The following is a 22,330-nucleotide window of genomic DNA, read 5'->3' as shown; positions in this document are numbered from 1 at the left end:
CGACGACAGGCGCGACGAAGAGCCCCGCGGGCGTACTCGTCGCCTGAATGTCGATCCCCCCAGATCCACCGGTTGTCCCGCCGCGGACCTGAGGGTATCAGACGGGATCAGTCCTCGTCGTCGTCCGACCGGTAGGGGTCGGCTTCGCCGGCGTGGGTCGCGGACGAGGCCAGCTTGGCCACCTCCGCGTCGCGCTCCTGCGCCTCGCGCAGCAGAGCGGTGATGTGGTCGGCGTTCTCCGGGAGCGCGTCCGGGATGAACTCGAGCGTAGGGACGAGTCGAGTGCTGAGCTGTCGTCCGACCTCGCTGCGCAGCATGCCGGTCGCAGAGGTGAGCGCGGCACCGCTGGCGAGGCGCTCCTCTTCCGTGCCGAGCACCGTGTAGAACACGGACGCGTGCTGCAGATCGCCGCTCACGCGGACGTCGGTGATGGTCACGAAGCCCAGACGCGGGTCGCGCAGCCCCTTCTCCAAGCGCTCGGCGAGGATCACGCGGATACGATCCGCGAGTCGGGCCTGTCGTTCACCAGCCATTGTTCCTTCTCCCACCTCTGTGCATCGCGGCTCCCAGCGAACCGCGGAGGCGGCTGCCCCCTCCCCCGTCACGGGAGGAGGAGGCAGCCGCCGCAGTCGTGCGGATCAGCCGCGCGGCTTCTCCACCATCTCGGTCGTCTCGATCTCGTCGCCGACCTGGATGTCGTTGTACTTCCCGAGGCCGATACCGGCCTCGTAGTCCGTCCGCACCTCGGTGACGTCGTCCTTGAACCGGCGCAGCGACTCGATGGCCAGACCATCGGCGATGACGACGCCGTCGCGGATGACGCGGGCCTTCGCGTTCCGCGTGATCGTCCCGGACCGGACGATGACACCCGCGATGTTGCCGAACTTCGAGGAGCGGAACACCTCGCGGATCTCGGCGACACCCGACTGGACCTCTTCGTACTCCGGCTTGAGCATGCCCTTGAGCGAGCTCTCGATCTCCTCGATCGCGTTGTAGATGACGGAGTAGAAGCGGATGTCCACACCCTCACGCTGGGCGCGCTCGCGCGCCTTCGTGTCAGGGCGGACGTTGAAGCCCACGATGATCGCGTTGTCGATCGTCGCCAGGTTCACGTCGGACTCGGTGATCGCACCGACACCGCGGTGGATGATGCGCAGCTGCACCGAGTCGTCGACCTCGATCTTGAGGAGCGACTCCTCCAGCGCCTCGACGGCACCGGAGACGTCACCCTTGATGATGAGGTTGAGCGACTCGACCTTGCCCTCTTCGAGAGCACGGGTGAAGTCCTCGAGCGAGATGCGCTTGCGGGCCTTGGCCAGCTGGGCGTTGCGCTCGACGGCTTCGCGCTTCTCCGCGATCTGACGGGCCATGCGGTCTTCCTCGGTCACGATGAAGACGTCGCCGGCGCGCGGCACGGAGTTCAGACCCTGCACCTGGACCGGACGAGACGGTGCGGCCGCCTCGACGATCTCGCCGTTCTCGTCGATCATCGCGCGGACGCGGCCATAAGCGGTGCCCGCCACGATCGCATCGCCGACCCGGAGGGTTCCGGACTGGATCAGCACCGTCGCGACCGAACCGCGGCCCTTGTCGAGCTTCGCCTCGATGGCGACACCGCGAGCGGCCTTGTTCGGGTTGGCGGTCAGGTCGAGACCGGCGTCCGCCGTGAGCAGCACCGCGTCCAGGAGCTCCTGGATACCGGTGTTCGCCCGGGCCGACACGTCGACGAACATGACGTCGCCACCGTACTCCTCGGCCACCAGACCGTACTCGGTGAGCTGCTGACGCACCTTGGCCGGGTTGGCCTCAGGCTTGTCGACCTTGTTCACCGCGACCACGATCGGCACGTTCGCCGCCTGAGCGTGGTTCAGCGCCTCGACCGTCTGCGGCATGATGCCGTCGTCGGCCGCGACCACCAGGATCGCCAGGTCGGTGACCTGCGCACCACGGGCACGCATGGCGGTGAACGCCTCGTGACCGGGGGTGTCGATGAACGTGATCGCCCGCTCGATGCCCTCGTGCTCGGTCCAGACCTGGTAGGCACCGATGTGCTGGGTGATGCCGCCGGCCTCACCCTCGATGACGTTGGTCTGACGGATCGCGTCGAGAAGGCGGGTCTTACCGTGGTCCACGTGACCCATGACGGTGACCACCGGGGGACGGATCTCGAGGTCGTCCTCGCTCTCCTCCTCCAGCTCCTTCTCGAGGTCGAGACCGAAGCCCTCGAGGAGCTCCTTGTCCTCGTCCTCGGGCGAGACCATCTGGACCTTGTAGCCCAGCTCCTCACCGAGGACCTCGAACGTGGCCTCATCCAGCGACTCGGTGGCCGTGGCCATCTCGCCGAGGTTGAAGAGGATCGTGACGAGGGTGCCCGGCTGCACGGTGTAGCCGGTCAGGGACTCGATCTTGTCGGCGAAGTCCGCGATGGACGCGCCGCGACGCATGCGGATGATCTCCCCGTTGCCGCGGGTGACGTTGACGCCACCGACGACCGGGGCGCTCCGCATCTCGAACTCTTGCCGCTTCGCCCGCCGCGACTTGCGCTGCTTGCTCTTGCCGCCGCCCTTACCGAAGGCGCCTGCGGTACCACCGCCGGGACCGCGGCCACGGCCACCGCCGCCACCGGGACGGCCGGCGAAACCACCGCCGGGACGGGGACCTGCACCGGGACCGCCACCACCGCCGGGACGACCGGGGCCGCCCGTACGCTGCTGGAACGGAGCACCGGGACGTCCACCCTGACCGCCGCGGGGTGCACCGGGTCGCGGCGAGCCGGGACGAGGGGCACCCGGGCGCGGAGCGCCGGGACGGGGCGCCTGCGGGCGCGGGATGTTCCCGGGGGTCGGCCGCTGGCCCATCCCCTGCGCCGAGGCGAAGGGGTTGTTGCCGGGACGAGGACCGGCGGGACGCTGGCCCATGCCCTGAGCGGACGAGAACGGGTTGTTGCCGGGGCGGGGCGCGCCGGGCTTCGGCGCGTTGCCGTCACCCGAGGACGGTGCGGCCGGAGCCGGAGCCGACGGCTTCGCGGGCGCCGACGGCGCCGGAGCCTTCTCCGCCGCGGGGGCGGGCGCCGGGCTCGGGGCGGGTGCGGCCGGAGCGGCAGGACCCGGCTTGGGGCCGGGCTTCGGACCGGGGGTGGGCGCCGAGGACTTCGGTGCCGGCTTCGCGGCGGGCTTCGCCGCAGCGGGCTCGGAGGCCGCCTTGAGGGACGGGTCGGCCTCGATCGCGGCACGCAGCTTGCGCGCCACCGGGGGCTCGACCGTCGAGGACGGGCTCTTCACGAACTCGCCGAGTTCCTTGAGCTTCGCAAGTGCGACCTTGCTGTCGACGCCGAGTTCGGCGGCGATCTCATGTACGCGTGGTTTACCAGCCACAATTCTCCTGTCTGGGTCGGTCTGCCCAGACAGGGCAGACCACTAGTCGCGGACGGGTCTCATTTCGAGCCGTTCACTTTGTTTCCATAGCTGTTCAGCCTTTGTTTCTTGGTGGGTGCTGTTCGAAGATCCGTGTATCCAGCTGAGTGGTCACACGCAGTGCTCTTCCGAAAGCGCGACGCCGCAGAGCAGCTTCCATGCACTCGGGTGTCGGATGCACCCACGCGCCACGCCCCGGCAGGACAGCACGCTCATCGGGGACGAGGGTGTCGTTCTGGGCAACCACCCTGAGCAGAGTGGAGCGGGGAGCACGCGTGCGGCAACCGACGCACGTTCGTACGGGTTCCATCTTACACCTGCGTTCCGTCCGTCCTCGCCGCCACCGGGCGTGGCGTCGAGGACGGACAGGGATCAGTCGAGGACGCTGTCCGGCTGGATGTCGATCTTGGCGCCGGTGAGCTTGGCGGCCAGACGTGCGTTCTGACCCTCCTTGCCGATGGCGAGCGACAGCTGGTAATCCGGCACGAGGGCACGGACGGCCTTGGTGCTCGCGTCGAGGACGAACGAGCTCGTGACCTTGGCGGGCGACAGTGCGTGCGCCACGAACGTGGGCAGGTCGGCGTCGTAGTCGACGATGTCGATCTTCTCCCCCGCCAGCTCCTCCGTGACGGCCCGCACACGGCGCCCCATCTCGCCGATGCACGCGCCCTTCGCGTTGATCGCCGGGTCGTTCGCCTTGACCGCGATCTTGGTCCGGTGGCCCGCCTCGCGGGCGAGCGCCACGATCTCGACGAGCCCCGCGGCGATCTCCGGCACCTCGAGCGCGAACAGCTTGCGGACGAGCCCGGGATGCGTGCGCGAGACCGTGATCTGCGGACCCTTGAGCCCCTTGGCGACGCTGGTGACGTAGACGCGCAGCCGGGACCCGTGCGTGTACTCCTCGCCGGGCACCTGCTCCTCGGGCGGGAGGATCGCCTCGACGGAGCCGAGGTCGACGTGGATCATGCGCGGGTTCGGCCCCTGCTGGATCACGCCGGCGACGATGTCGCCCTCCTTGCCCTTGAACTCCCCGAGGACGGCGTCGTCCGCGATGTCCCGGAGGCGCTGGCTGATGACCTGCTTGGCGGCGAATGCGGCGATGCGCCCGAAGTCGTCCGGCGTCGCCTCCTCTTCGCCGATGATCGCGCCCTCGTCGTCGCGGACGACCTGGAGGACGGCGACGTGGCCGGTCTTGCGGTCGAGGTGCACGCGGACACCCTCGGGCGTGGCACCGTCGGGCGAGACGTGCTTGGAGTATGCGGTCAGGATCGCCTGCTCGATGATCGAGACGAGCTCGTCGAACGGGATCGCCTTCTCCTTCTCGATCCCTCGCAGCAGACTCAGTTCGATGTCCATGACGGCCTCCCTATTCAGCTCTCGTCGCGCCCGAATGCACGCGCGACATCCGTACAACGATACCGTGTGCCGCACCCCCGGGCCATCCAGTCCTCGCGGAGACAGGCCATCGCGCGACAGCAGGCGCTCACCGCGAGAACAGCCTGAACCCGCGTGGGAGCCTGTTGCGGGGGTCAGAGCTTCGGCGCGGACGGGAGCGCGTTGAGGGCGGCGATGAGCCGGAAGAGGTTGCCCACCTGACGCTGGTCCAGGTGCAAGGCGAGGCGCGGGAGGTCGAGCCGGTCGTCGTCGGCGACCTCCGGGGACCGGGGAGCCGTGCGCTCGATCCGCCCGGTCGACAGGAGTGCGGCGAAGGCGGTGTTGAGCTCCTCGATCTCGGCGTCCGTCGGCTCGGCCTTGAGTCGCAGCACGAGCGTGTCCCCCACCCACCGCAGCGAGTCGTAGTTGCGCCAGAACCCGGTGATCTCGGCGCGGGCCTCCTCGACCGAGTCGGTGATGACGACGCGATCGAAGTCCCCCGGGGAGATCACCCCCATCGGGGCGAGGTGCTCGTCGACGAAGCGCCGCATGCCCTGCCAGAATGATCCGCCCTTCTCATCGAGCAGCACGATCGGCGTCGGCTCGGCCTTCCCGGTCTGCTGCAGGGTGAGCAGCTCGAACATCTCGTCGAGCGTGCCGAACCCGCCGGGCAGGCAGATGAAGCCGCTCGATTCCTTGATGAGCATGAGCTTGCGGGTGAAGAAGTACTTCATCGCGACGACCTGATCGCTTCCCGCGACGAGGCTGTTCGCCTTCTCCTCGAAGGGGAGCCGGATGGAGACGCCGAGCGACAGCGCCGGCCCCGCCCCCTCGGCGGCGGCCTGCATGATCCCGGGGCCGGCGCCCGTGACGACCATCCAGCCGTCGCTCGCGAGCGCCGCGGCGACATCCCGCGCCTGCAGGTACAGCGGGTCGTCGTGGCGGGTGCGCGCGGAGCCGAAGACGGTCACCTTCGGCACCCCGCGGAACGGAGCGAAGAGGCGGAAGGCATCGCGCATCTCGGCCAGCGCGGCGGAGGCGATCTTGAGGTCGAGGCGGTCGGTGTCGTCCTCACCGAGGAGCAGCGCCGTGCGGAGCATCCGCATCACGAGCCGGCGGTCCGAGGACACCCCCGCTTCGTCCAGCACATGGTTGATCTCGTCGCTCAGAGCGGCCGGCAGCGGTTCCTCGGTCATGTCCCCAGCGTCCCACGCGGCACCCGGCCGGCGGGACGCAACGCCGAGGATCCGCACCCCCGCGCTCCGCAGCACGGGCAGGACACGGTGTCAACGCCCGTGCCCTCGGTCGGCGATGACGCCACGATGGCGACATGACAGAGATCACCGGACCCGAGGCCCTCGCCCGCATCAAAGAGCTCGTGGAGGACATCGACTTCACCATGCTCACCACCACCGACCCGGACGGGAACCTCGTCAGCCGGCCGATGTCGACCAGGCAGATGGACGACGCCGGTGCCATCTGGTTTTTCACGGCGGAGGACACGGAGAAGGTCGAGGAGGCGCGCCGTCACCACGATGTCGGTCTCGCCTACTGCGACGCCAAGGGCATGCGCTACGTGTCCGTCGCCGGCACCGCCGAGATCGTCCACGATCGCGCGAAGATGGAGGAGCTCTACTCCCCCTCCCTCGACATCTGGTTCGAGGACGGGCTGGACACCCCCGGCATCGCCCTGCTCACGGTGACCCCGGTCGTCGCCGAGTTCTGGGAACCGGCGAAGGGCAAGGTGGCGATGGCCGCCGGGGCGCTCAAGGCGCTGGTGACCCGAGACACCCCGGACGACGACATCATGAACCACGGCCGCGTCACCTGCTGAGCGACCGGGAGCGCGGGGTCAGCGTGTGGCGGAGAGCCGCTCCACGGCCTCGGCGACCGAGACCGCCTCGCGCTCGCCCGTGCGACGGTCCCAGAATTCGACCTGGCCGTCGGCGGCACCGCGACCGACGATCACGATCTTCGGGACCCCGACGAGCTCGGCGTCGCCGAACTTGACCCCCGGCGACACCTTCGGACGGTCGTCGTACAGCACGTCGAGCCCAGCGGCCTCGAGCTGAACCGAGAGGTCTTCCGCGACGTCGAAGGCGACCTGGTCGCGACCGGCGGCGACGACCTGCACGTCGAACGGCGCGACCGAGGCCGGCCAGATCAGGCCCTTGTCGTCGTTGTTCAGCTCCGCGATGATCGCCAGGATCCGCGTGACGCCGATGCCGTACGACCCCATGGTGACCGTGACGAGCTTGCCGTTCTCGTTGAGGACCTTGAGGCCGAGCGCCTCCGCGTACTTCCGTCCGAGCTGGAAGACATGACCGATCTCCATGCCGCGGGCGAGCTCGACCGGACCGGAGCCGTCGGGCGCCGGGTCGCCGGGACGCACGTTCGCGATCTCCACGATGCCGTCCGCCTCGAAGTCGCGTCCGGCGACGACCGAGTGCGCGTGCTTCTGGTCGATGTTCGCGCCGGTGATCCAGCTCGTGCCCTCGCTCACGCGGGGGTCGACGAGGTAGCGGATGCCGGTCGCGGACTCCTCGCCGAGCACGGCACCCGTGGGCGACCACGGACCGATGTAGCCCTTCACCAGGAGCGGGTTGTTCTCGAAGTCCTCGGCGGTGGCGGTCTCGACCTCGGCCGGCGCGAAGGCCACCTCTGCGCGCTTCTCGTCCACCTCGCGGTCGCCGGGGATGCCGACGATCACGAGCTCGCGGGTGCCGTCGAGGTGCTTCAGGGCGAGGACGACGTTCTTGAGCGTGTCGGCCGCGGTGTACTCGCCGTCGAGCTCGCGGTTGCAGTGCGCCACGAGCGTCTCGATGGTCGGCGTGTCCGGAGAGTCGAAGATCACGGGGGCGCCGTCGGCGTCGAACGGGACCGGAGCCGGGACGGGCGTGGTGAAGGCCTCGACGTTGGCCGCGTAGCCGCCGGCGCTGCGGACGAACGTGTCCTCGCCCACGGGGGTCGGGTGCAGGAACTCCTCGCTGCGCGAACCGCCCATGGCCCCCGCGTCGGCCTGCACGATCGCGTACTCGAGGCCCAGCCGCTGGAAGATGCGCTCGTACGCGTCCCGCTGCGCCTGGTAGCTCGCGTCCAGCCCCTCGTCGGAGGCGTCGAAGGAGTAGGCGTCCTTCATCGTGAACTCGCGACCGCGGAGGAGCCCGGCGCGCGGCCGGGCCTCGTCGCGGTACTTGTCCTGGATCTGGAAGATCGTCAGCGGCAGGTCCTTGTACGACGAGTACAGGTCCTTCACGAGCAGCGTGAACGCCTCCTCGTGCGTCGGCGCGAGCAGGTAGTCCCCGCCCTTGCGGTCCTGGAGGCGGAACAGCAGATCGCCGTACTCGTCCCAGCGCCCGGTGGCCTCGTACGCCTCCCGCGGCATCAGCGCGGGGAAGTGCACCTCCTGCGCACCCGCGGCGGCCATCTCCTCGCGGATGACGGTCTCGATCTTCGCCTTGACGCGCAGGCCGAGCGGCAGCCACGCGAAGATGCCCGCCGCCTGCGGTCGGATGTACCCGGCGCGGATCAGCAGCTTGTGACTGGTGACCTCGGCACCGGCAGGATCTTCGCGGAGCGTACGGAGGAAGAAGTTCGAAAGACGAGTGACCACGGCTCAAGTGTAGTGAGCCGTGGTCACCCTCCTCGTCGCTCAGTTGAGGGCCGGGAGTCCCTGCGGCACGACGCCGCCGCCGTAGAGGCTCTCGGCGAGCTCCTGCAGAGCCGTGAGCGCCACGCGCTGCGGCAGCGGGCCATAGGAGATGCGGGCCACGCCGAGCTTCTCGTACTCGGAGGCGGCGAGCGCGCCGGGGATGCCGATCACGCTGACCTTGCGCTCTCCGATGCCCTCGACGAGCTGTCGAGTGACGTTCGCGTCAAGGATGCCAGGGACGAACACCGCGGTGGCACCCGCATCGAGGAACGCACGCCCGCGCTGGATCGCGTCCGCGACGCTCTCCTCCACGGGGCGCGACCCGGCACGCACGAACGCATCGGTGCGGGCGTTGAGGGCGAACGGCACGCCCTCGGCCTCCGCAGCCTTCACGATCGCCTCGACGACGGCGACCGATTCGTCGAGCGGCTTGAGGCGGTCCTCGACGTTCGCGCCGACGACGCCGGCCGCGATCGCGAGCCGGGTGGTCTCCCCCGCGTCGCCGTAGCCGTCGTCCAGGTCGGCGGTGACGGGGACGGACACGGCCGCCGCGATCCGTCCGACCATGTCGATCATGACGTCGCGCGGGGTGTCGCCGTCGTCGTAGCCGAACGACGCCGCGATGCCGTGACCGGCGGTGGCGATCGCCTTCGTCTCCGGCAGCGCGGCGACGGCGCGTGCGGAGACGACATCCCACACGTTCACCACGCGGAGGATCTCCGGGGCGTCATAGAGTCCGACGAGGGTCTGGGCCTTGGCAGCAGTGGTCATGTCCCCACGCTAGCGGCCGGTGCGGGCACGCGGGCCGGCTGCAGCGGATCGTCCCGGTGCTCGACCTAGGCTGGCGGCATGCCCCAGCGCCGCTCGCATGTCGCCCCCTCCGCCGCCCAGACCGAGCTCGCCGCGGCGCTCTCCGCGCTGCGGGAGGCCCTGGACACGCCGACCGCGTTTCCCGCCGACGTGCTCGCGAAGGCGGAAGCGGCCTCGGCGACGACCCCGGAGCTCGACCTCACGGACATCGCGTTCGCGACCCTCGACCCGGCGGGCGCCCGTGACCTCGACCAGGCCTTCCACCTCGACCGGGACGGCGACGGCTATCGGGTGCGGTACGCCATCGCGGACGTGCCCGGGTTCGTCGTACCGGGAGGCGCCGTGGACGCGGAGGCGCGCCGGCGGGGACAGACGCTGTACGCCGCGGACGGCACGATCCCGCTGCATCCGCCGGTGCTGAGCGAGGACCGCGCCTCCCTGCTCCCCGATGTCAACCGTCCCGCTCTCGTGTGGACGTTCACGCTGGATGCCGCGGGCACCGTGACTGACTTCCGGTTGGAGCGCGCCCTCATCCGGTCCCGCGCGCAGCTCGACTACGTCTCCACGCAAGACGCCCTGGACCGGGGCGACGGCGGTCTCGCGGCCCTGCTGCCGGAGATCGGCGCCCTCCGCCTCGAGCAGGAGCGCCGCCGCGGGGGCGCCAGCCTCAACGTCCCGGACGAGGAGGTCGTGCGCACCGACGACGGCTCCTATGCGATCGAGCGCCGCAGCCCGCTGCCCGTCGAGGAGTGGAACGCGCAGCTCTCGCTCATGACCGGGATGGCGGCCGCGGCGCTCATGATCGACGCGGGCGTCGGTATCCTCCGCACGATGCCGGAACCCGACGAGGCGGCGTTCGCGGCCTTCCGCCACCAGACGGAGGCGCTCGGGCGCCCGTGGATCACGGGCACCTACGGCGAGTATCTGCGGGGGCTCGACCGCTCCGACCCGATGACCCTTCCCGTGCTGGAAGCCGCCGCGTCGCTGTTCCGCGGAGCCGGGTACCTCGTGTTCGACGGGGAGCCGCCCGCCGACGCCGTGCAGGCCGCGATCGGAGCCCCTTACGCGCACGCGACCGCGCCGCTCCGCCGGCTCGTCGACCGCTGGGTCCTCACCATCTGCCTCGCCGTCTCGACAGGGCAGCCCGTGCCGGAGTGGGTGCGTTCCTCGCTCGGAGACCTCCCCGCGCTCATGCAGGACTCCGGCCGACGGGCGTCGCAGCTGGACGCGGACACCGTGAACCGCGTCGAGGCCGCACTGCTCACTCCCCTGGTGGGACAGACGGTCGAGGCGACGGTCATCGAGCTCCGGGGCGAGCGGGCTGCCGTCCAGATCGCGGAGCCTGCAGTGACGACGACCGCGCCGGTGACCCCCGACACGAGACCCGGGGACGTGGTCTCGCTGCACGTCGTGCGCGTGGACATCGCGACGGGCGAGATCGAGCTCGCTGTCTGACTCCGCCGGATCAGGCGAGGACGCCGGATGAGGCGCTTCCCGGCACGAGAGCCTGTGCCGCCGCGATCGCCTGATCCCGGCCGGATACCCTGTCGAGATGGATCAGGCCGAGCGCATCGAGCGCTTCCTCGTGGAGCGGTATCCGCGCTCACGCATCGCGATCGTCGCCGGGAGCACCGCCCGCGGCGAGCGCACGCACACGAGCGACATCGACCTCCTGCTCATCGACGACGACCTGTTCGCCGACGACGCCCAGGTGAGCGAGGCCGCCACCTTCGAGTTCGAGGGCGAGACCTTCGAGGTGTTCGCCTACACGGCGGCAGGGTTCGAGACATGGGCGAACCGCGGCATTGCACAGCACCGGCCCGTCATCGTGCACATGCTCGTGGAGGGCGTGCCGGTGCGCTCCGGAACCGGGCTCGACGACCTGCGGGCCCGGTGGGGCGCCGTGCTCGCCGCCGGCCCCGTCCTGGAGGAGACGGAGTCGCGGATCCGGCGGTACGTGATCACCGATCTCCTCGACGACCTGGGCGACGCGACGGATCCTCTCGAACAGCGCGTGGTCGCAGGCCTGCTGTTCGAGCGCATGGCGGAGCTGATGCTGCTGACTGACGCGCGGTGGATCGGATCCGGGAAATGGCTCCCCCGACGTCTGCGCGCGTGGAATCCCGAGCGCGCGGATCGGCTCAGCACTCCACTGCTCGCCGGAGACATCGCCGGGTTCGCGGCGCGGGTCGGCGAGGAACTGGAACTCGCAGGTGGTCGGGTGCAGGCGGGGTTCGTGCGCTGACCTCATCGCGGGAACAGGCAGTCACGCGACAACAGGCGACACCGGGCGCTGGCGCCTGTCCTCGCGCGAACGCCTGAGCCGGGCGAGGGCTCAGGAGGCGGGAGTCGCGGTCGTCGTCATCACGAGGAGCTGGGGGTCGGACAGCTCCAGAGCCACCGTGATGGCGGCGAACGCCGCGAGGGAACGGACATGTGTGCCGCCGCAGAGGATCACGGCCTCGCCCTGGGGGAGGTCGCAGTGCCAGCGCCGTCGGTCGACGATGGTCGGCCCGTCCACCTCGATACGGCTCGCGGCAGCCGCGGAGACCCACGCGGCGAGCTGCGCGTTGATGCGCTGCTCGCGGTCCGCCAGCGTGGCCGCGAACGTCTCCGTGTCGAAGCCCGCACGGCGCAGACTCTTACCCAGGCGGTACTCGTCGACCGCACCGTCCTCGTGGATGCGGCTGGACTGGTTCGCGCGTCCCTCGAAGTCCGGATTTCCCAACGCATCGTCCCCCGGGTCCTTGCGCCAGAGGTCGGCGACCGCGAGGTCCAGGGCGAGGGAGGCGAGGTGGCACGCGGTGTGACCGCGGCTGAGGCCGACGCGATGCTCCTCGTCGACCGAGAGCACCACGCGAGCCCCCTCTGCGAGCCACGCCGGCGCCGCGCCCTCCAGCCGGTGAGCGACCAGCCACGTCCACCCCTCGGTCCCGCGCTTGACAGGAATCTCGCTGCCCACTGCGAACTCGCCGTCGTCCGATACCGCAGCCATGAGCGCCTCGGTCACGCGGACGGATCCGCCCTCGCCGGAGATCGCGCCGGTGTCGCCTGGCTGATCGGGCCAGGTGTGATCGACGGGGTGGAACGGGGTGGCGTCGACGACGATCACCGTCCCGTCCGCGTCGTCCGCCACGCGGGTCACGACGGCGTCTCCGCGGAGGGTGCCGTCCGGGAAGGTGACGATCGTGGGCGTGGTCATGGGTCTCCTCGGAAAGGGGCGGCGGAGCCGACGGGGCACCGGGTGTCAGTGGGACGGCGGGATCGTGAAGCTGACGAGCCGGTCGCCGTCGACGACGAAGATCCCCTCGGACTCGCCGTTGAAGACGCGACTGCGCCAGCCGAAGCGGATGCGCGTCGTGTCGCCGTCCGTGGCGGCCGAGAGCACGTTCATCCGCGCCCCGGCGCCGATCGCATCGCTGTCCGCCCAGCCGCGCACGCCGTCGGCACCGGTCTTCACGGTGCCCCAATCGTTCACGAAGCCGTCCGGCGTGAACGCGGCGACGAAGGCCTCGGTGTCTCCGGCGTTGATCGCGTCGATCATGGCCTGGACCGGTGCGGGCAGGAGGAAGTCGGGCATGGCGCTCCTCGGCTCAGGCGGTGACGACCTGGGCGGTGCCGAGCGGAGCGTCCGGTCCCATCTCGGCGGCGATGCGGTTCGCCTCCTCGATGAGGGTGGCGACGATGTCGGCCTCCGGGACGGTCTTGATGACCTCGCCCTTGACGAAGATCTGGCCCTTGCCGTTGCCGGATGCGACACCGAGGTCGGCCTCGCGTGCCTCACCCGGGCCGTTCACGACGCAGCCCATGACCGCGACGCGCAGCGGCACCGTCATCTCCTTGAGCCCCTCGGTGACGTCTTCCGCGAGCGTGTACACGTCGACCTGAGCCCGACCGCACGAGGGGCACGAGACGATCTCGAGCTTGCGCTCTCGGAGGTTGAGGGACTGGAGGATCTGGTGACCGACCTTGACCTCCTCGGCCGGCGGGGCGGACAGTGACACGCGGATGGTGTCGCCGATGCCCTCTCCCAGCAGGATGCCGAAGGCGGTCGCGCTCTTGATCGTGCCCTGGAAGGCCGGGCCTGCCTCGGTCACGCCGAGGTGCAACGGCCAGTCGCCCCGCTCGGCGAGCTGACGGTAGGCCTTGACCATGACGACCGGGTCGTTGTGCTTGACCGAGATCTTGAAGTCGTGGAAGTCGTGTTCCTCGAACAGCGACGCCTCCCAGACCGCGCTCTCGACGAGGGCCTCCGGCGTGGCCTTGCCGTACTTCTCGAGCAGGCGACGGTCGAGCGATCCCGCGTTCACGCCGATGCGGAGCGAGACGCCCGCGTCCTTGGCGGCCTTGGAGATCTCGCCGACCTGGTCGTCGAACTTGCGGATGTTCCCCGGGTTGACGCGCACGGCCGCGCACCCGGCGTCGATCGCCTGGAAGACGTACTTCGGCTGGAAATGGATGTCGGCGATGACCGGGATCTGGCTCTTCTTCGCGATGATGTGCAGCACATCGGCGTCGTCCTGCGAGGGAACGGCGACGCGCACGATCTCGCAGCCCGAGGCGGTGAGCTCCGCGATCTGCTGCAGCGTCCCGTTGATGTCGGTCGTCTTCGTCGTCGTCATCGACTGCACGCTGACGGGCGCATCGCCGCCGACGAGCACCTTGCCCACCTTGATCTGGCGGGACTTGCGACGCGGGGCGAGGACTTCGGGGACCTTCGGCATCCCAAGATTCACTGCTGGCACGATCCCAGCCTACGCCGCCAGGATGCAGAAGGGCTGGATGCGGGCGCTTACGCTGAGGGCATGGCGGTCATCCTCCTCACCGGCTTCGATCCGTTCGACGGCGCGGCCCGCAATCCCTCGACGGAGGCTGTGGAGACGGTCGCCACCGGATACGACGGCCCTCACGACCTGGTCGTCGCGACGCTGCCGGTGTCGTTCGCCCGATCGGCCGCGCTCCTGCGGGAGCGGATCGCCCAGCACTCCCCCGACGCGGTCGTGTGCACGGGTCTCGCCGGCGGAAGCGATCGGATCGCGGTCGAGCGGGTCGGGCTGAACCTGATCGACGCGCGGATCCCCGACAACGACGGCGCGCAGCCGGTGGACCAGCGCAGCGATCCGGACGGTCCGGCCGCCCGATTCGCCACCCTCCCCGTGAAGCGCCTCGTGCGCCTGCTCGCCGATGCGGGTCTCCCCGCACGCCTCTCGCTCTCCGCGGGCTCGTACGTGTGCAACCACGTGCTGTACACGGCGCTCTCCGCCGTTCCCGCGCCCGTGCCCGCCGGCTTCGTTCATCTGCCCTGGTCCCGCAGCACCGCGCCGGCCGGCGCTCCGCACCTGGACTACGAGGAGATCGCCCGCGGCGTGCGTCTGCTCGTGGATCACTGCCTCGACGACGAAGAAGCGGGAACCGGCGGCTCTCTCTGGTGACGTCACGCCGCCCGGCCGGCAGGGCGGGGTGTGGTAGTTTCGCCCCAATGATCGCGCACATCACCTGGTGGCCCGCCTCCTAGGCGGTGTGTTCGCGTTCCCTCGAATCCAGACCGCCTCCGGGGCGGTCTTTTCGTTGCGCCGAGCCGGAGCCCTCGCACAGGAGACATCGATGACCCTCTCTCGCCTCGACGAGCTCAGCGCCGATCCCACCGCGTCCTTCGTGCTGATCGCCCGGGACGGCACGGACACCGTGGAGCTGCTCACCGGCGACGTGACCGACGTCAAGCTGCTCGCCGACATCCCGCTGACCGTCGACGGAGAGCCGCGGGAGGTGTTCGCGCTCGTCCCGTATCGACAGGTCCGCGAGCGCGGCTTCGTGGCTCAGGACGACGGCGCCGCGCTGCGCTGCCTCGTCGTGGCGGAGCACCTCCACCTGCCGACCGCCGCCGTGCTCGACGCGCTCCCCTCGTCCCCGGTCCCCCTGCGTGACGAGGGCTTCGACATCGCGGACGAGGAGTACGCCGCGATCGTGGAGACGGTGATCGCCGACGAGATCGGCCGCGGCGAGGGCGCGAACTTCGTCATCCGCCGCGACTTCACCGCGACCGTCGACACCGATGAGCGCACCGCGGCGCTCACCTGGTTCCGAGCGCTCCTCGCCCACGAGCGCGGCGCGTATTGGACGTTCGCGGTCGTCACCCCCGGTCATATCGCGGTCGGCGCGAGCCCCGAGGCGCACGTCGTGGCCCGCGGTGGCATCGTCACCATGAATCCCATCTCGGGCACGTTCCGGCATCCGGCGGGCGGCGCGACCAAGGAGACGCTCACCGACTTCCTCACGTCGACCAAGGAGACCGAGGAGCTGTTCATGGTCGTCGACGAGGAGCTCAAGATGATGAGCGCCGTCTGCGCCGACGGCGGACGCATCACGGGTCCGCATCTGAAGGAGATGTCGCGGCTGACGCACACGGAGTACATGCTGCGCGGCCGGAGCGGGCTGGACCCGCGGGACATCCTCCGCGAGACGATGTTCGCCCCGACCGTCACCGGCTCCCCCATGCAGAACGCCTGCGCCGTGATCCGGCGGCACGAGCGCAAACCCCGGGGCTACTACTCCGGGGTGGCCGCGCTGTTCACCCCCAACGGCGACGGCGGTCACGACCTCGATGCCCCGATCCTCATCCGCACGGTGTACCTGCAGGACGGCGCGCTGAGCGTTCCGGTCGGCGCGACCCTCGTCCGGCACTCGGATCCGCACGGCGAGGTCTCCGAGACCCACGGCAAGGCCGCCGGGGTCCTGGGGGCCATCGGCGCGATCGACCGGGATCGTGTGGCCGAGGCGAGGAGCGACGCCGACGCCCCCGGTGAGTCCCGGCGTCTCGCGGACGACCCGGACGTCGCCGCGCTGCTCTCCTCGCGCAACGCCCGCCTCGCCGAGTTCTGGCTGAACCCGCAGGGCGAGGACTTCACCGGTCCGTTCTCCGGCCGCTCCGCCCTCGTCGTCGACGCCGAGGACCGCTTCACGACGATGCTCGCGCATCAGCTGCGGCACCTCGGGCTCGACGTGACCATCGCCTCCTGGGACGCAGTGGACGACGAGGCGGTCGAGACGGCCGATCTCGTCGTCGCCGGCCCCGGCCCCGGCGACCCCCGCGACGGCGCGAGCCCGCGCATCGCCCGGATGCGCGAGGTCGTGGCGGCCCGCCTGCAGGCGCATTCGCCGTTGCTCGCGGTCTGCCTGAGCCACCAGATCCTGGCGGACCGGATGGGGATCGCGTTGACGCCTCTCGACGCTCCGCACCAAGGGCTGCAGAAGGCCGTGCCGGTGTTCGGCGAGGACGCCTCGATCGGGTTCTACAACACCTTCACTGCGCGGGTCGACCCCGGAGTGACCACGGTGGGCACCGCCGAGGTCTCCGCCGATCCGGTGACCGGGGACGTCTACGCGCTTCGCGGCGACGGCTTCGCATCGGTGCAGGGCCACCTCGAATCGATCCTGTCCCGCGACGGCATCCGCACGCTGGAGCGTCTGGCCGCGCACGCCCTGGCCTGAGGCCGGGCTTCCGACAGCTCAGCCCAGGAGCTTGACCGGGTTGAACAGGTCGGCCACGAGCAGGAGCGCGCCCATCGCGATCAGCAGCGTCGCGACGACGACGGTCAGCGGCACGAGCTTGGTGGCGTCGACCGGCGCCGGCGGCGGCCGCCGGAAGAGCTTCGCCCACGCCCGCTTGACCCCCTCCCACAGCGCGACGACGATGTGCCCGCCGTCGAGCGGCAGCAGCGGGATGAGGTTGAAGACGAAGAGCGCGACGTTGAGCGAGCCGAGAAGGCCGAGCAGCACGGCGAACCGGTTGAGCACCGGGGCGTCCGTCGCGGCCACCTCGCCCGCGAGACGCCCGACGCCGACGACGCTCAGCGGTCCGTTCGGATCGCGTTCCCCTCCCGTCACGAGCGAGACCCCGACGTCCCACAGCCGCACCGGCAGCGTGACGATCAGCGAGCCGACCCGGGCGACGGTGTCCGCCGCCAGCTGGGGTCCGGCGGTCAGCGGCTGCTGTACGTAGCCCATCTGCGCGATCATCCCCGCGTAGCCGACCTCCTTCACGACGGGATCGCCGTCGTCGTCGAGCACCGGCTGCCCGCTCGCATCCGTGAGGGTGCGCTCCGCGGCGATGGGCGTGAGGGTCAGCGTCCGCTCGGAGCCGTCCCGGCGCACGACGAGGGCGAGGGGATCGCCCGGTGAGGCCTGGACGATGGCGGTGGCCTCGGCGAAGGTCGACACCGGCTTCCCGTCGATCGACACGAGGACGTCGCCGGGCTGCACATCGGCCGCAGCGGCCGGAGACTCCGGATCATCGGCCCCGCACTCGGTCGCCGTCGACGACGCGGGAACCACGCACTCGTTCACCGCCGCGACCGTCGTGGTGCCCTGCTGCACACCGATCCCGCTGACGAGGACGGTGAAGATGACCACGGCCAGCAGGAGATTCATGAGCGGCCCGCCGAGCATCACGATCACGCGCTTCCACACCGGCAGCTTGTAGAAGACCCGGTCCTCCGCGCCTTCCGCGATCGTCTCGTCGTTGGCTGAGCGCGCGTCCTGGATGAGCGTGCGGAACGCCCCGGATGCCGGCCCGCTGTCCTTCGATGACGGATACATGCCCGACATCGAGATGAAGCCGCCGAGGGGCAGCAGCTTGAAACCGTACTCCGTCTCGCCGATCCGCTTCGACCACAGGCGCGGCCCGAAGCCGATCATGTACTGGCCGACACGCACGCCGAAGAGCTTCGCGGGGACGAGGTGGCCGACCTCGTGCAGACCGATCGAGAGGCCGAGGCCGATCAGCATGAACACGATGCCGCCCAGATAGAGCAGGAATTCCACAGGCCAACGCTACTGCCCGCCGCCTAGGAATCCGCCCGGCTCGCGCAGCGTCGCTAGGCTGGCACGATGACGTCCCGGCAGCTGCGCTTCCTCCGCGCCGCCGCCGTGTCCGCGATCGCCACGCTCCTCGCGGCCGTCTCCCACACGCTCGCCGGCGGCGCCGCCCCGCACCCGCTGCTCATCGCCGCCGTCGCCGCGCTCTTCGTGCCCCTCTCCGCCGCCGTGGTCGGCGAGCGGTCGTCGCGCGCGCGGGTCGCGGTGGCCGTGGTCCTGGCGCAGGGCGCGTTCCACCTGCTCTTCCAGCTTCTGGGCGCCCCCACCGCCGGAGACGCCCCCGGCCTCGGCGCCCACTCCCACCACCTCGACCTGAGCGCACTCGGCTCGCTGTCACCGGCCCCAGGGCCGGGAGCGCTGATGCTGTCGGCCCACCTCGTCGCCGCCCTGCCGACGACGCTGCTGCTGTGGCATGGCGAGAGCGTGCTGCGCACGATCGCCCGCTGGTTCCAGGCCGCCCTCCGACGCACGGCGACGCCCGCCTCCACGCCTCCGGCACCCCCGCGTCCGCTGCGCTCCGCCCTCCTCCCTCCGCTCGACGTCGCGACGACCGCCGTGGTCTCGCGACGCGGTCCTCCGCTGCTCGTCGGCGGCTGAGCCGTCCCTTGATCCGGCCGTCGCCGTTCGACGGCCCTTCCTTCCGGGCTGCGCTGTTCCGGCGCGCCCGCACACGAGCATCTGGAGACCCCATGTCGAACACCACCATCCGTCCCCGTCGTCCGCGCCGCACCCTTCTCGGAGCCACCGGCATCGTCGGCGGACTGGCCCTCGCCCTCGCCGTCCCCGCGATGGCCGGGGCGCACGTCAGCGTCAGCCCCGACGAGCTCGCCGCGGGCGACCACGGCGTGCTGACCTTCTCGTTCTCGCACGGCTGCGGCACCTCGCCCACCACGGCCCTGCGCATCACCATGCCGGACGGCCTCGCCTCGGTCGCCCCGACGCTCGACGGCGACTGGACCATCCAGGTCGAGCGCGGCGACGACGGTCTCGTGAGCGCCGTCACGTACACCGCCCTCACCCCTGTGCCGACCGACCTGCGCGGCGCCGTGAGCATGTCGGTGGGCCTGGACGAGGACACGCCCGAGACGCTCGCCTTCCCGGTGGTCCAGCAGTGCGTGGACGGCGCGACCGAGTGGACGCAGCTCGCCGAGAAGGGTGAGGACGCGCACGACCTCGACTCCCCCGCGCCTGTCGTGACGGTCACCGACGGCACCGCGGACGGTCACGGCACGAGCGCCGCGCCGCAGCCCGCGACTGCTGATGACGGCGACGACGCGCTGGGCATCGCCCTGGGCGCCGGCGGCCTCCTCGCTGGCGTCGCGGCGCTCGTGGTCGCGGTGCTGGCGTTCCGCCGCCGCGCCTGACCCTCGGTCCGCCGCGCCCGGCTCCGGCGCGCGGCGGACCGACCCGCCCGAGCCGACACCGCCGTCGTGAGAACATGGAGACGACATGTCGATGGAACAACAGCCGACCCTGCCCCCCGTGCTCCGCCCGGCGAACCCGCCCCGGCGCGAGCTGTCCGAACTCGCCTCCCTGTTCGCCCGCTCCGTGCGTGGCGACGTGGAGGGCGTCGCTCTCAGTGGCATCACCCTCGCCACGGCGGACCTGCGTCCCGGCGAGGCGTTCGTCGCGATCCGCGGCGTGAACCGCCACGGCGCGGAGTTCGCGAAGACCGCCGCCGAGAAGGGAGCGGTCGCGGTGATCACGGACCAGGCGGGTGCCGACATCGCCGCGGACGCCGGCCTCCCGATCCTCATCGTCGACGATCCCCGCGGCGTGCTCGGCGCGCTGAGCGCCTGGGTGTACGGCACGGGCGCGGAGGACCCGCTCCCCCTCCTGTTCGCGACCACCGGGACGAACGGCAAGACGAGCGTCTCGCATCTCCTCGAGGGCATCCTCGACCAGATGGGCGTCGTCACCGGGCTCTCCTCCACCGCCGAACGACACATCGCGGGTGAGGTCATCGTCTCGCGGCTCACCACCCCCGAGGCCTCCGAGATGCACGCCCTCCTCGCGCTCATGCGCGAGCGCGAGGTCGAAGCGGTCGCGGTCGAGGTCAGCGCCCAGGCCCTGTCCCGGCACCGCGTCGACGGCATCCGATTCGACGTCGCGGGGTTCACCAACCTCAGCCACGACCACCTCGACGACTACGCCGACATGGAGGAGTACTTCGAGGCGAAGCTGCCTCTCTTCCGCCCCGACCGTGCCGTGCGCGGCGTCGTCTGCCTCGACTCCTCCTCCGGCGCCCTGGTCGTCGCACGCTCCGAGATCCCCGTCGTCACCGTCGGGACACCCTCCATCGCGGCCGACGCCGATGCTGCGGCGCAGGCCGACTGGGTGGTCGCCATCGACGACGAGCGGACGACCGGCACGACGTTCACGATGACGGGACCGGCCGGCACGCTCACCACGACCGTCCCGGTGATCGGTCCGCACATGGCGGCGAACGCGGCGCTCGCGATCGTCATGCTGCTCGAAGGCGGCTATGCCTGGGATCGCATCGTCGAAGCCCTGCAGCGCGACGGCGGCATCCACGCCTATCTGCCAGGGCGCACGCAGCTCGTCTCGGGCGCGCGGGGGCCGGCCGTCTTCGTCGACTTCGGCCACTCGCCTGATGCTTTCGAGAAGACCCTGGCGGCCGTGCGACGGGTGACTCCCGGCAAGGTGCTCATGCTCTTCGGGGCCGACGGGGACCGCGACGCCAGCAAGCGCTTCGACATGGCCCGCACCGCGGTGGAAGGCAGCGACATCCTCGTCGTGACCGATCACCACCCGCGGTTCGAGGACCCGGCGTCGATCCGCGCGACGCTCGTCGAGGGCGCCCGTCGCGCCCGTCCTGGCGCCGAGATCCACGAGTACTCCCCGCCGGAGGCCGCGATCGTCGCCGCCGTCGGACTCGTCGGCGACGGCGACGCGATCCTCTGGGCCGGCCCCGGCCACCAGGACTACCGCGACATCCGCGGAGTGCGGACGCCGTACTCCGCCCGCGAGCTCTCCCGGCGTGCGTTGAAGGCCGCCGGCTGGCCGGTGCCGGAGCCGCGCTGGCCCGTGCCGTACCCGGACGAGGACTGAGCCCGCGCCGCGTCAGGCGGCGGCGATGAGCTGGTCGGCCTTCCGCCGCGCCCAGTCCTCGGCCGCCGCGAGCGATTCCACGGTCAGCGCGTCCGGAGCGTCGTGCGCGTCGACGACCCGCTGCACGGTGTCGACGATGCCGAGGAAGGGCAGGCGCCCTTCGTGGAACGCGTCCACGGCCTGCTCGTTGGCGGCGTTGTAGACCGCGGGGAAGGTTCCTCCGGCCCTCCCGACCGCCTTCGCGAGCGTCACCGCGGGGAAGGCGATGTCGTCGAGCGGCTCGAACGTCCACGACGTGGCGGTGGTCCAGTCCAGTGGGCGGCCCACACCACCCACCCGGTCTGGCCAGTCGAGGCCCAGCGAGATGGGCAGACGCATGTCCGGCGGAGAGGCCTGCGCGATGGTGGATCCGTCGATGAACTCCACCATGGAATGGACGATCGATTGCGGGTGCACGACGACGTCGATGTCGTCGTAGGGCACGTCGAACAGCAGGTGCGCCTCGATGACCTCGAGGCCCTTGTTGACCAGGGTGGCGGAGTTCGTGGTGACCGTGCGTCCCATGTTCCACGTCGGGTGCGCGAGCGCTTCCTGCGGCGTGACAGCGCTGAGCTCGTCGCGCGACTTCCCGCGGAAGGGCCCGCCCGAGGCAGTGACCACCAGCCGACGGATCTCGTCGTGCGTACCGGAACGCAGGGCCTGCGCGAGAGCGGAGTGCTCGGAGTCCACGGGCACGATCTGACCGGGGGCTGCGGCGGCCAGCACGAGATCGCCGCCGACGATCAGCGACTCCTTGTTCGCCAGGGCGAGCGTCCGCCCCTCCTCCAGCGCAGCCAGCGTCGATCCCAGACCGATCGAGCCTGTGATCGCGTTCAGCACCACATCGGCTTCGACGTCGCGGACCAACTGCTCCGCCTCCGCCGCGCCGAGAGCGGTGTGCTCCACCTGGAACTGCGCCGCCTGCTCAGCCACCATCGCCGCGTTCGACCCGGCGGCGAGACCGACGACCTCGAAGCGTCGAGGATTGGCACGGATCACATCCAGCGCCTGGGTGCCGATGGAACCGGTGGAGCCGAGGATGATGACGCGACGCATGACGCCAGCCTAGGACACGTGCCGGCGCCGTCCGGGACGG

20 protein-coding genes are annotated in these 22,330 nt (G+C 70.8%); 8 read left to right on the top strand and 12 right to left on the bottom strand.

Translation table 11 applies throughout. From position 1 onward, the window contains the following. Positions 1-107: 107 nt before the first annotated feature. The 5 genes from rbfA to KZC57_RS00270 form a co-directional block, all read right to left on the bottom strand. The gene (rbfA, locus tag KZC57_RS00290; protein ID WP_060923633.1) at positions 108-533 is read right to left on the bottom strand and encodes a 30S ribosome-binding factor RbfA; all 426 of its coding nucleotides are present in this window, start codon (positions 531-533) and stop codon (positions 108-110) included. 105 nt (positions 534-638) lie between these two features. Continuing rightward, positions 639-3,374 carry a translation initiation factor IF-2 gene (infB, locus tag KZC57_RS00285; protein WP_083371063.1) on the bottom strand — a complete coding sequence of 912 codons (2,736 nt, stop codon included), beginning with the start codon at positions 3,372-3,374 and terminating at the stop codon, positions 639-641. Between the two features lie 94 nt (positions 3,375-3,468). Further along, positions 3,469-3,723 (bottom strand): YlxR family protein, encoded by a 255-nt coding sequence (locus KZC57_RS00280; RefSeq protein ID WP_082750046.1) that lies wholly within the window; start codon positions 3,721-3,723, stop codon positions 3,469-3,471. A 62-nt stretch (positions 3,724-3,785) separates the two neighbouring features. Then, positions 3,786-4,769, bottom strand: coding sequence for a transcription termination factor NusA (nusA, locus tag KZC57_RS00275; protein ID WP_025103177.1), 984 nt, complete (start codon positions 4,767-4,769; stop codon positions 3,786-3,788). 173 nt (positions 4,770-4,942) lie between these two features. Beyond that, positions 4,943-5,983, bottom strand: coding sequence for a TIGR00730 family Rossman fold protein (locus KZC57_RS00270; protein ID WP_105949630.1), 1,041 nt, complete (start codon positions 5,981-5,983; stop codon positions 4,943-4,945). A 134-nt stretch (positions 5,984-6,117) separates the two neighbouring features. On the opposite strand from KZC57_RS00270, the gene KZC57_RS00265 reads away from it, so the two are divergent. Next, positions 6,118-6,621, top strand: coding sequence for a pyridoxamine 5'-phosphate oxidase family protein (locus tag KZC57_RS00265; RefSeq protein WP_060922121.1), 504 nt, complete (start codon positions 6,118-6,120; stop codon positions 6,619-6,621). An 18-nt stretch (positions 6,622-6,639) separates the two neighbouring features. Here KZC57_RS00265 and KZC57_RS00260 read toward each other — a convergent pair whose 3' ends face one another. After that, positions 6,640-8,400, bottom strand: coding sequence for a proline--tRNA ligase (locus KZC57_RS00260; protein WP_247640799.1), 1,761 nt, complete (start codon positions 8,398-8,400; stop codon positions 6,640-6,642). Positions 8,401-8,439: 39 nt separating this feature from the next. Continuing rightward, a complete protein-coding gene (locus KZC57_RS00255; RefSeq protein ID WP_247640798.1) occupies positions 8,440-9,210 on the bottom strand; it encodes an isocitrate lyase/phosphoenolpyruvate mutase family protein in 771 nt (256 codons plus the stop codon). Between the two features lie 78 nt (positions 9,211-9,288). On the opposite strand from KZC57_RS00255, the gene KZC57_RS00250 reads away from it, so the two are divergent. Then, entirely contained in the window at positions 9,289-10,704 is a 1,416-nt protein-coding gene (locus tag KZC57_RS00250) for an RNB domain-containing ribonuclease (protein ID WP_247640797.1), read from the top strand. Positions 10,705-10,801: 97 nt separating this feature from the next. Beyond that, complete coding sequence (locus KZC57_RS00245; protein WP_247640796.1) at positions 10,802-11,494, top strand: nucleotidyltransferase domain-containing protein; 693 nt, start codon at positions 10,802-10,804, stop codon at positions 11,492-11,494. Between the two features lie 90 nt (positions 11,495-11,584). Here KZC57_RS00245 and KZC57_RS00240 read toward each other — a convergent pair whose 3' ends face one another. Genes KZC57_RS00240 through ispG form a run of 3 tightly spaced genes read right to left on the bottom strand, consistent with a single transcriptional unit; the run spans position 11,585 to position 13,973 of the window. Continuing rightward, positions 11,585-12,451 (bottom strand): hypothetical protein, encoded by an 867-nt coding sequence (locus KZC57_RS00240; RefSeq protein ID WP_060922116.1) that lies wholly within the window; start codon positions 12,449-12,451, stop codon positions 11,585-11,587. Between the two features lie 45 nt (positions 12,452-12,496). Then, positions 12,497-12,829 carry a nuclear transport factor 2 family protein gene (locus tag KZC57_RS00235; protein ID WP_060922115.1) on the bottom strand — a complete coding sequence of 111 codons (333 nt, stop codon included), beginning with the start codon at positions 12,827-12,829 and terminating at the stop codon, positions 12,497-12,499. A 13-nt stretch (positions 12,830-12,842) separates the two neighbouring features. Next, positions 12,843-13,973: a flavodoxin-dependent (E)-4-hydroxy-3-methylbut-2-enyl-diphosphate synthase gene (gene ispG, locus KZC57_RS00230; protein WP_247640795.1), complete on the bottom strand. Its 1,131-nt coding sequence runs from the start codon at positions 13,971-13,973 to the stop codon at positions 12,843-12,845. A gap of 81 nt (positions 13,974-14,054) precedes the next feature. Between ispG and KZC57_RS00225 the strand changes: the two genes are divergently transcribed. Both KZC57_RS00225 and KZC57_RS00220 read left to right on the top strand, forming a co-directional pair. Continuing rightward, positions 14,055-14,681: a pyroglutamyl-peptidase I gene (locus KZC57_RS00225; protein WP_247640794.1), complete on the top strand. Its 627-nt coding sequence runs from the start codon at positions 14,055-14,057 to the stop codon at positions 14,679-14,681. 172 nt (positions 14,682-14,853) lie between these two features. Next, positions 14,854-16,737, top strand: coding sequence for a chorismate-binding protein (locus KZC57_RS00220; RefSeq protein ID WP_247640793.1), 1,884 nt, complete (start codon positions 14,854-14,856; stop codon positions 16,735-16,737). Between the two features lie 18 nt (positions 16,738-16,755). Here KZC57_RS00220 and KZC57_RS00215 read toward each other — a convergent pair whose 3' ends face one another. Then, complete coding sequence (locus KZC57_RS00215) at positions 16,756-18,069, bottom strand: RIP metalloprotease (protein ID WP_105949623.1); 1,314 nt, start codon at positions 18,067-18,069, stop codon at positions 16,756-16,758. A gap of 66 nt (positions 18,070-18,135) precedes the next feature. On the opposite strand from KZC57_RS00215, the gene KZC57_RS00210 reads away from it, so the two are divergent. From KZC57_RS00210 to KZC57_RS00200, 3 genes are all read left to right on the top strand, one after another. Then, positions 18,136-18,720, top strand: a complete 585-nt coding sequence (locus KZC57_RS00210) for a hypothetical protein (RefSeq protein ID WP_247640792.1) — start codon at positions 18,136-18,138, stop codon at positions 18,718-18,720. A 92-nt stretch (positions 18,721-18,812) separates the two neighbouring features. Beyond that, entirely contained in the window at positions 18,813-19,487 is a 675-nt protein-coding gene (locus tag KZC57_RS00205; RefSeq protein WP_105949621.1) for a YcnI family protein, read from the top strand. A gap of 91 nt (positions 19,488-19,578) precedes the next feature. Beyond that, on the top strand, positions 19,579-21,195 hold the full coding sequence (locus KZC57_RS00200; protein WP_217584526.1) for a Mur ligase family protein: 1,617 nt from the start codon (positions 19,579-19,581) through the stop codon (positions 21,193-21,195). Between the two features lie 12 nt (positions 21,196-21,207). Here KZC57_RS00200 and dxr read toward each other — a convergent pair whose 3' ends face one another. Then, complete coding sequence (gene dxr / locus KZC57_RS00195) at positions 21,208-22,290, bottom strand: 1-deoxy-D-xylulose-5-phosphate reductoisomerase (protein ID WP_105949620.1); 1,083 nt, start codon at positions 22,288-22,290, stop codon at positions 21,208-21,210. Between the last annotated feature and the right edge of the window lie 40 nt (positions 22,291-22,330).

The sequence above is a fragment of the Microbacterium sp. KSW4-4 genome, assembly GCF_023091185.1.
GTDB classification, from domain to species: Bacteria; Actinomycetota; Actinomycetes; order Actinomycetales; family Microbacteriaceae; genus Microbacterium; species Microbacterium paraoxydans.
The sequence above is the reverse complement of the archived record's forward strand: the minus strand, read 5'-3'. Positions and strand labels throughout refer to the sequence as shown.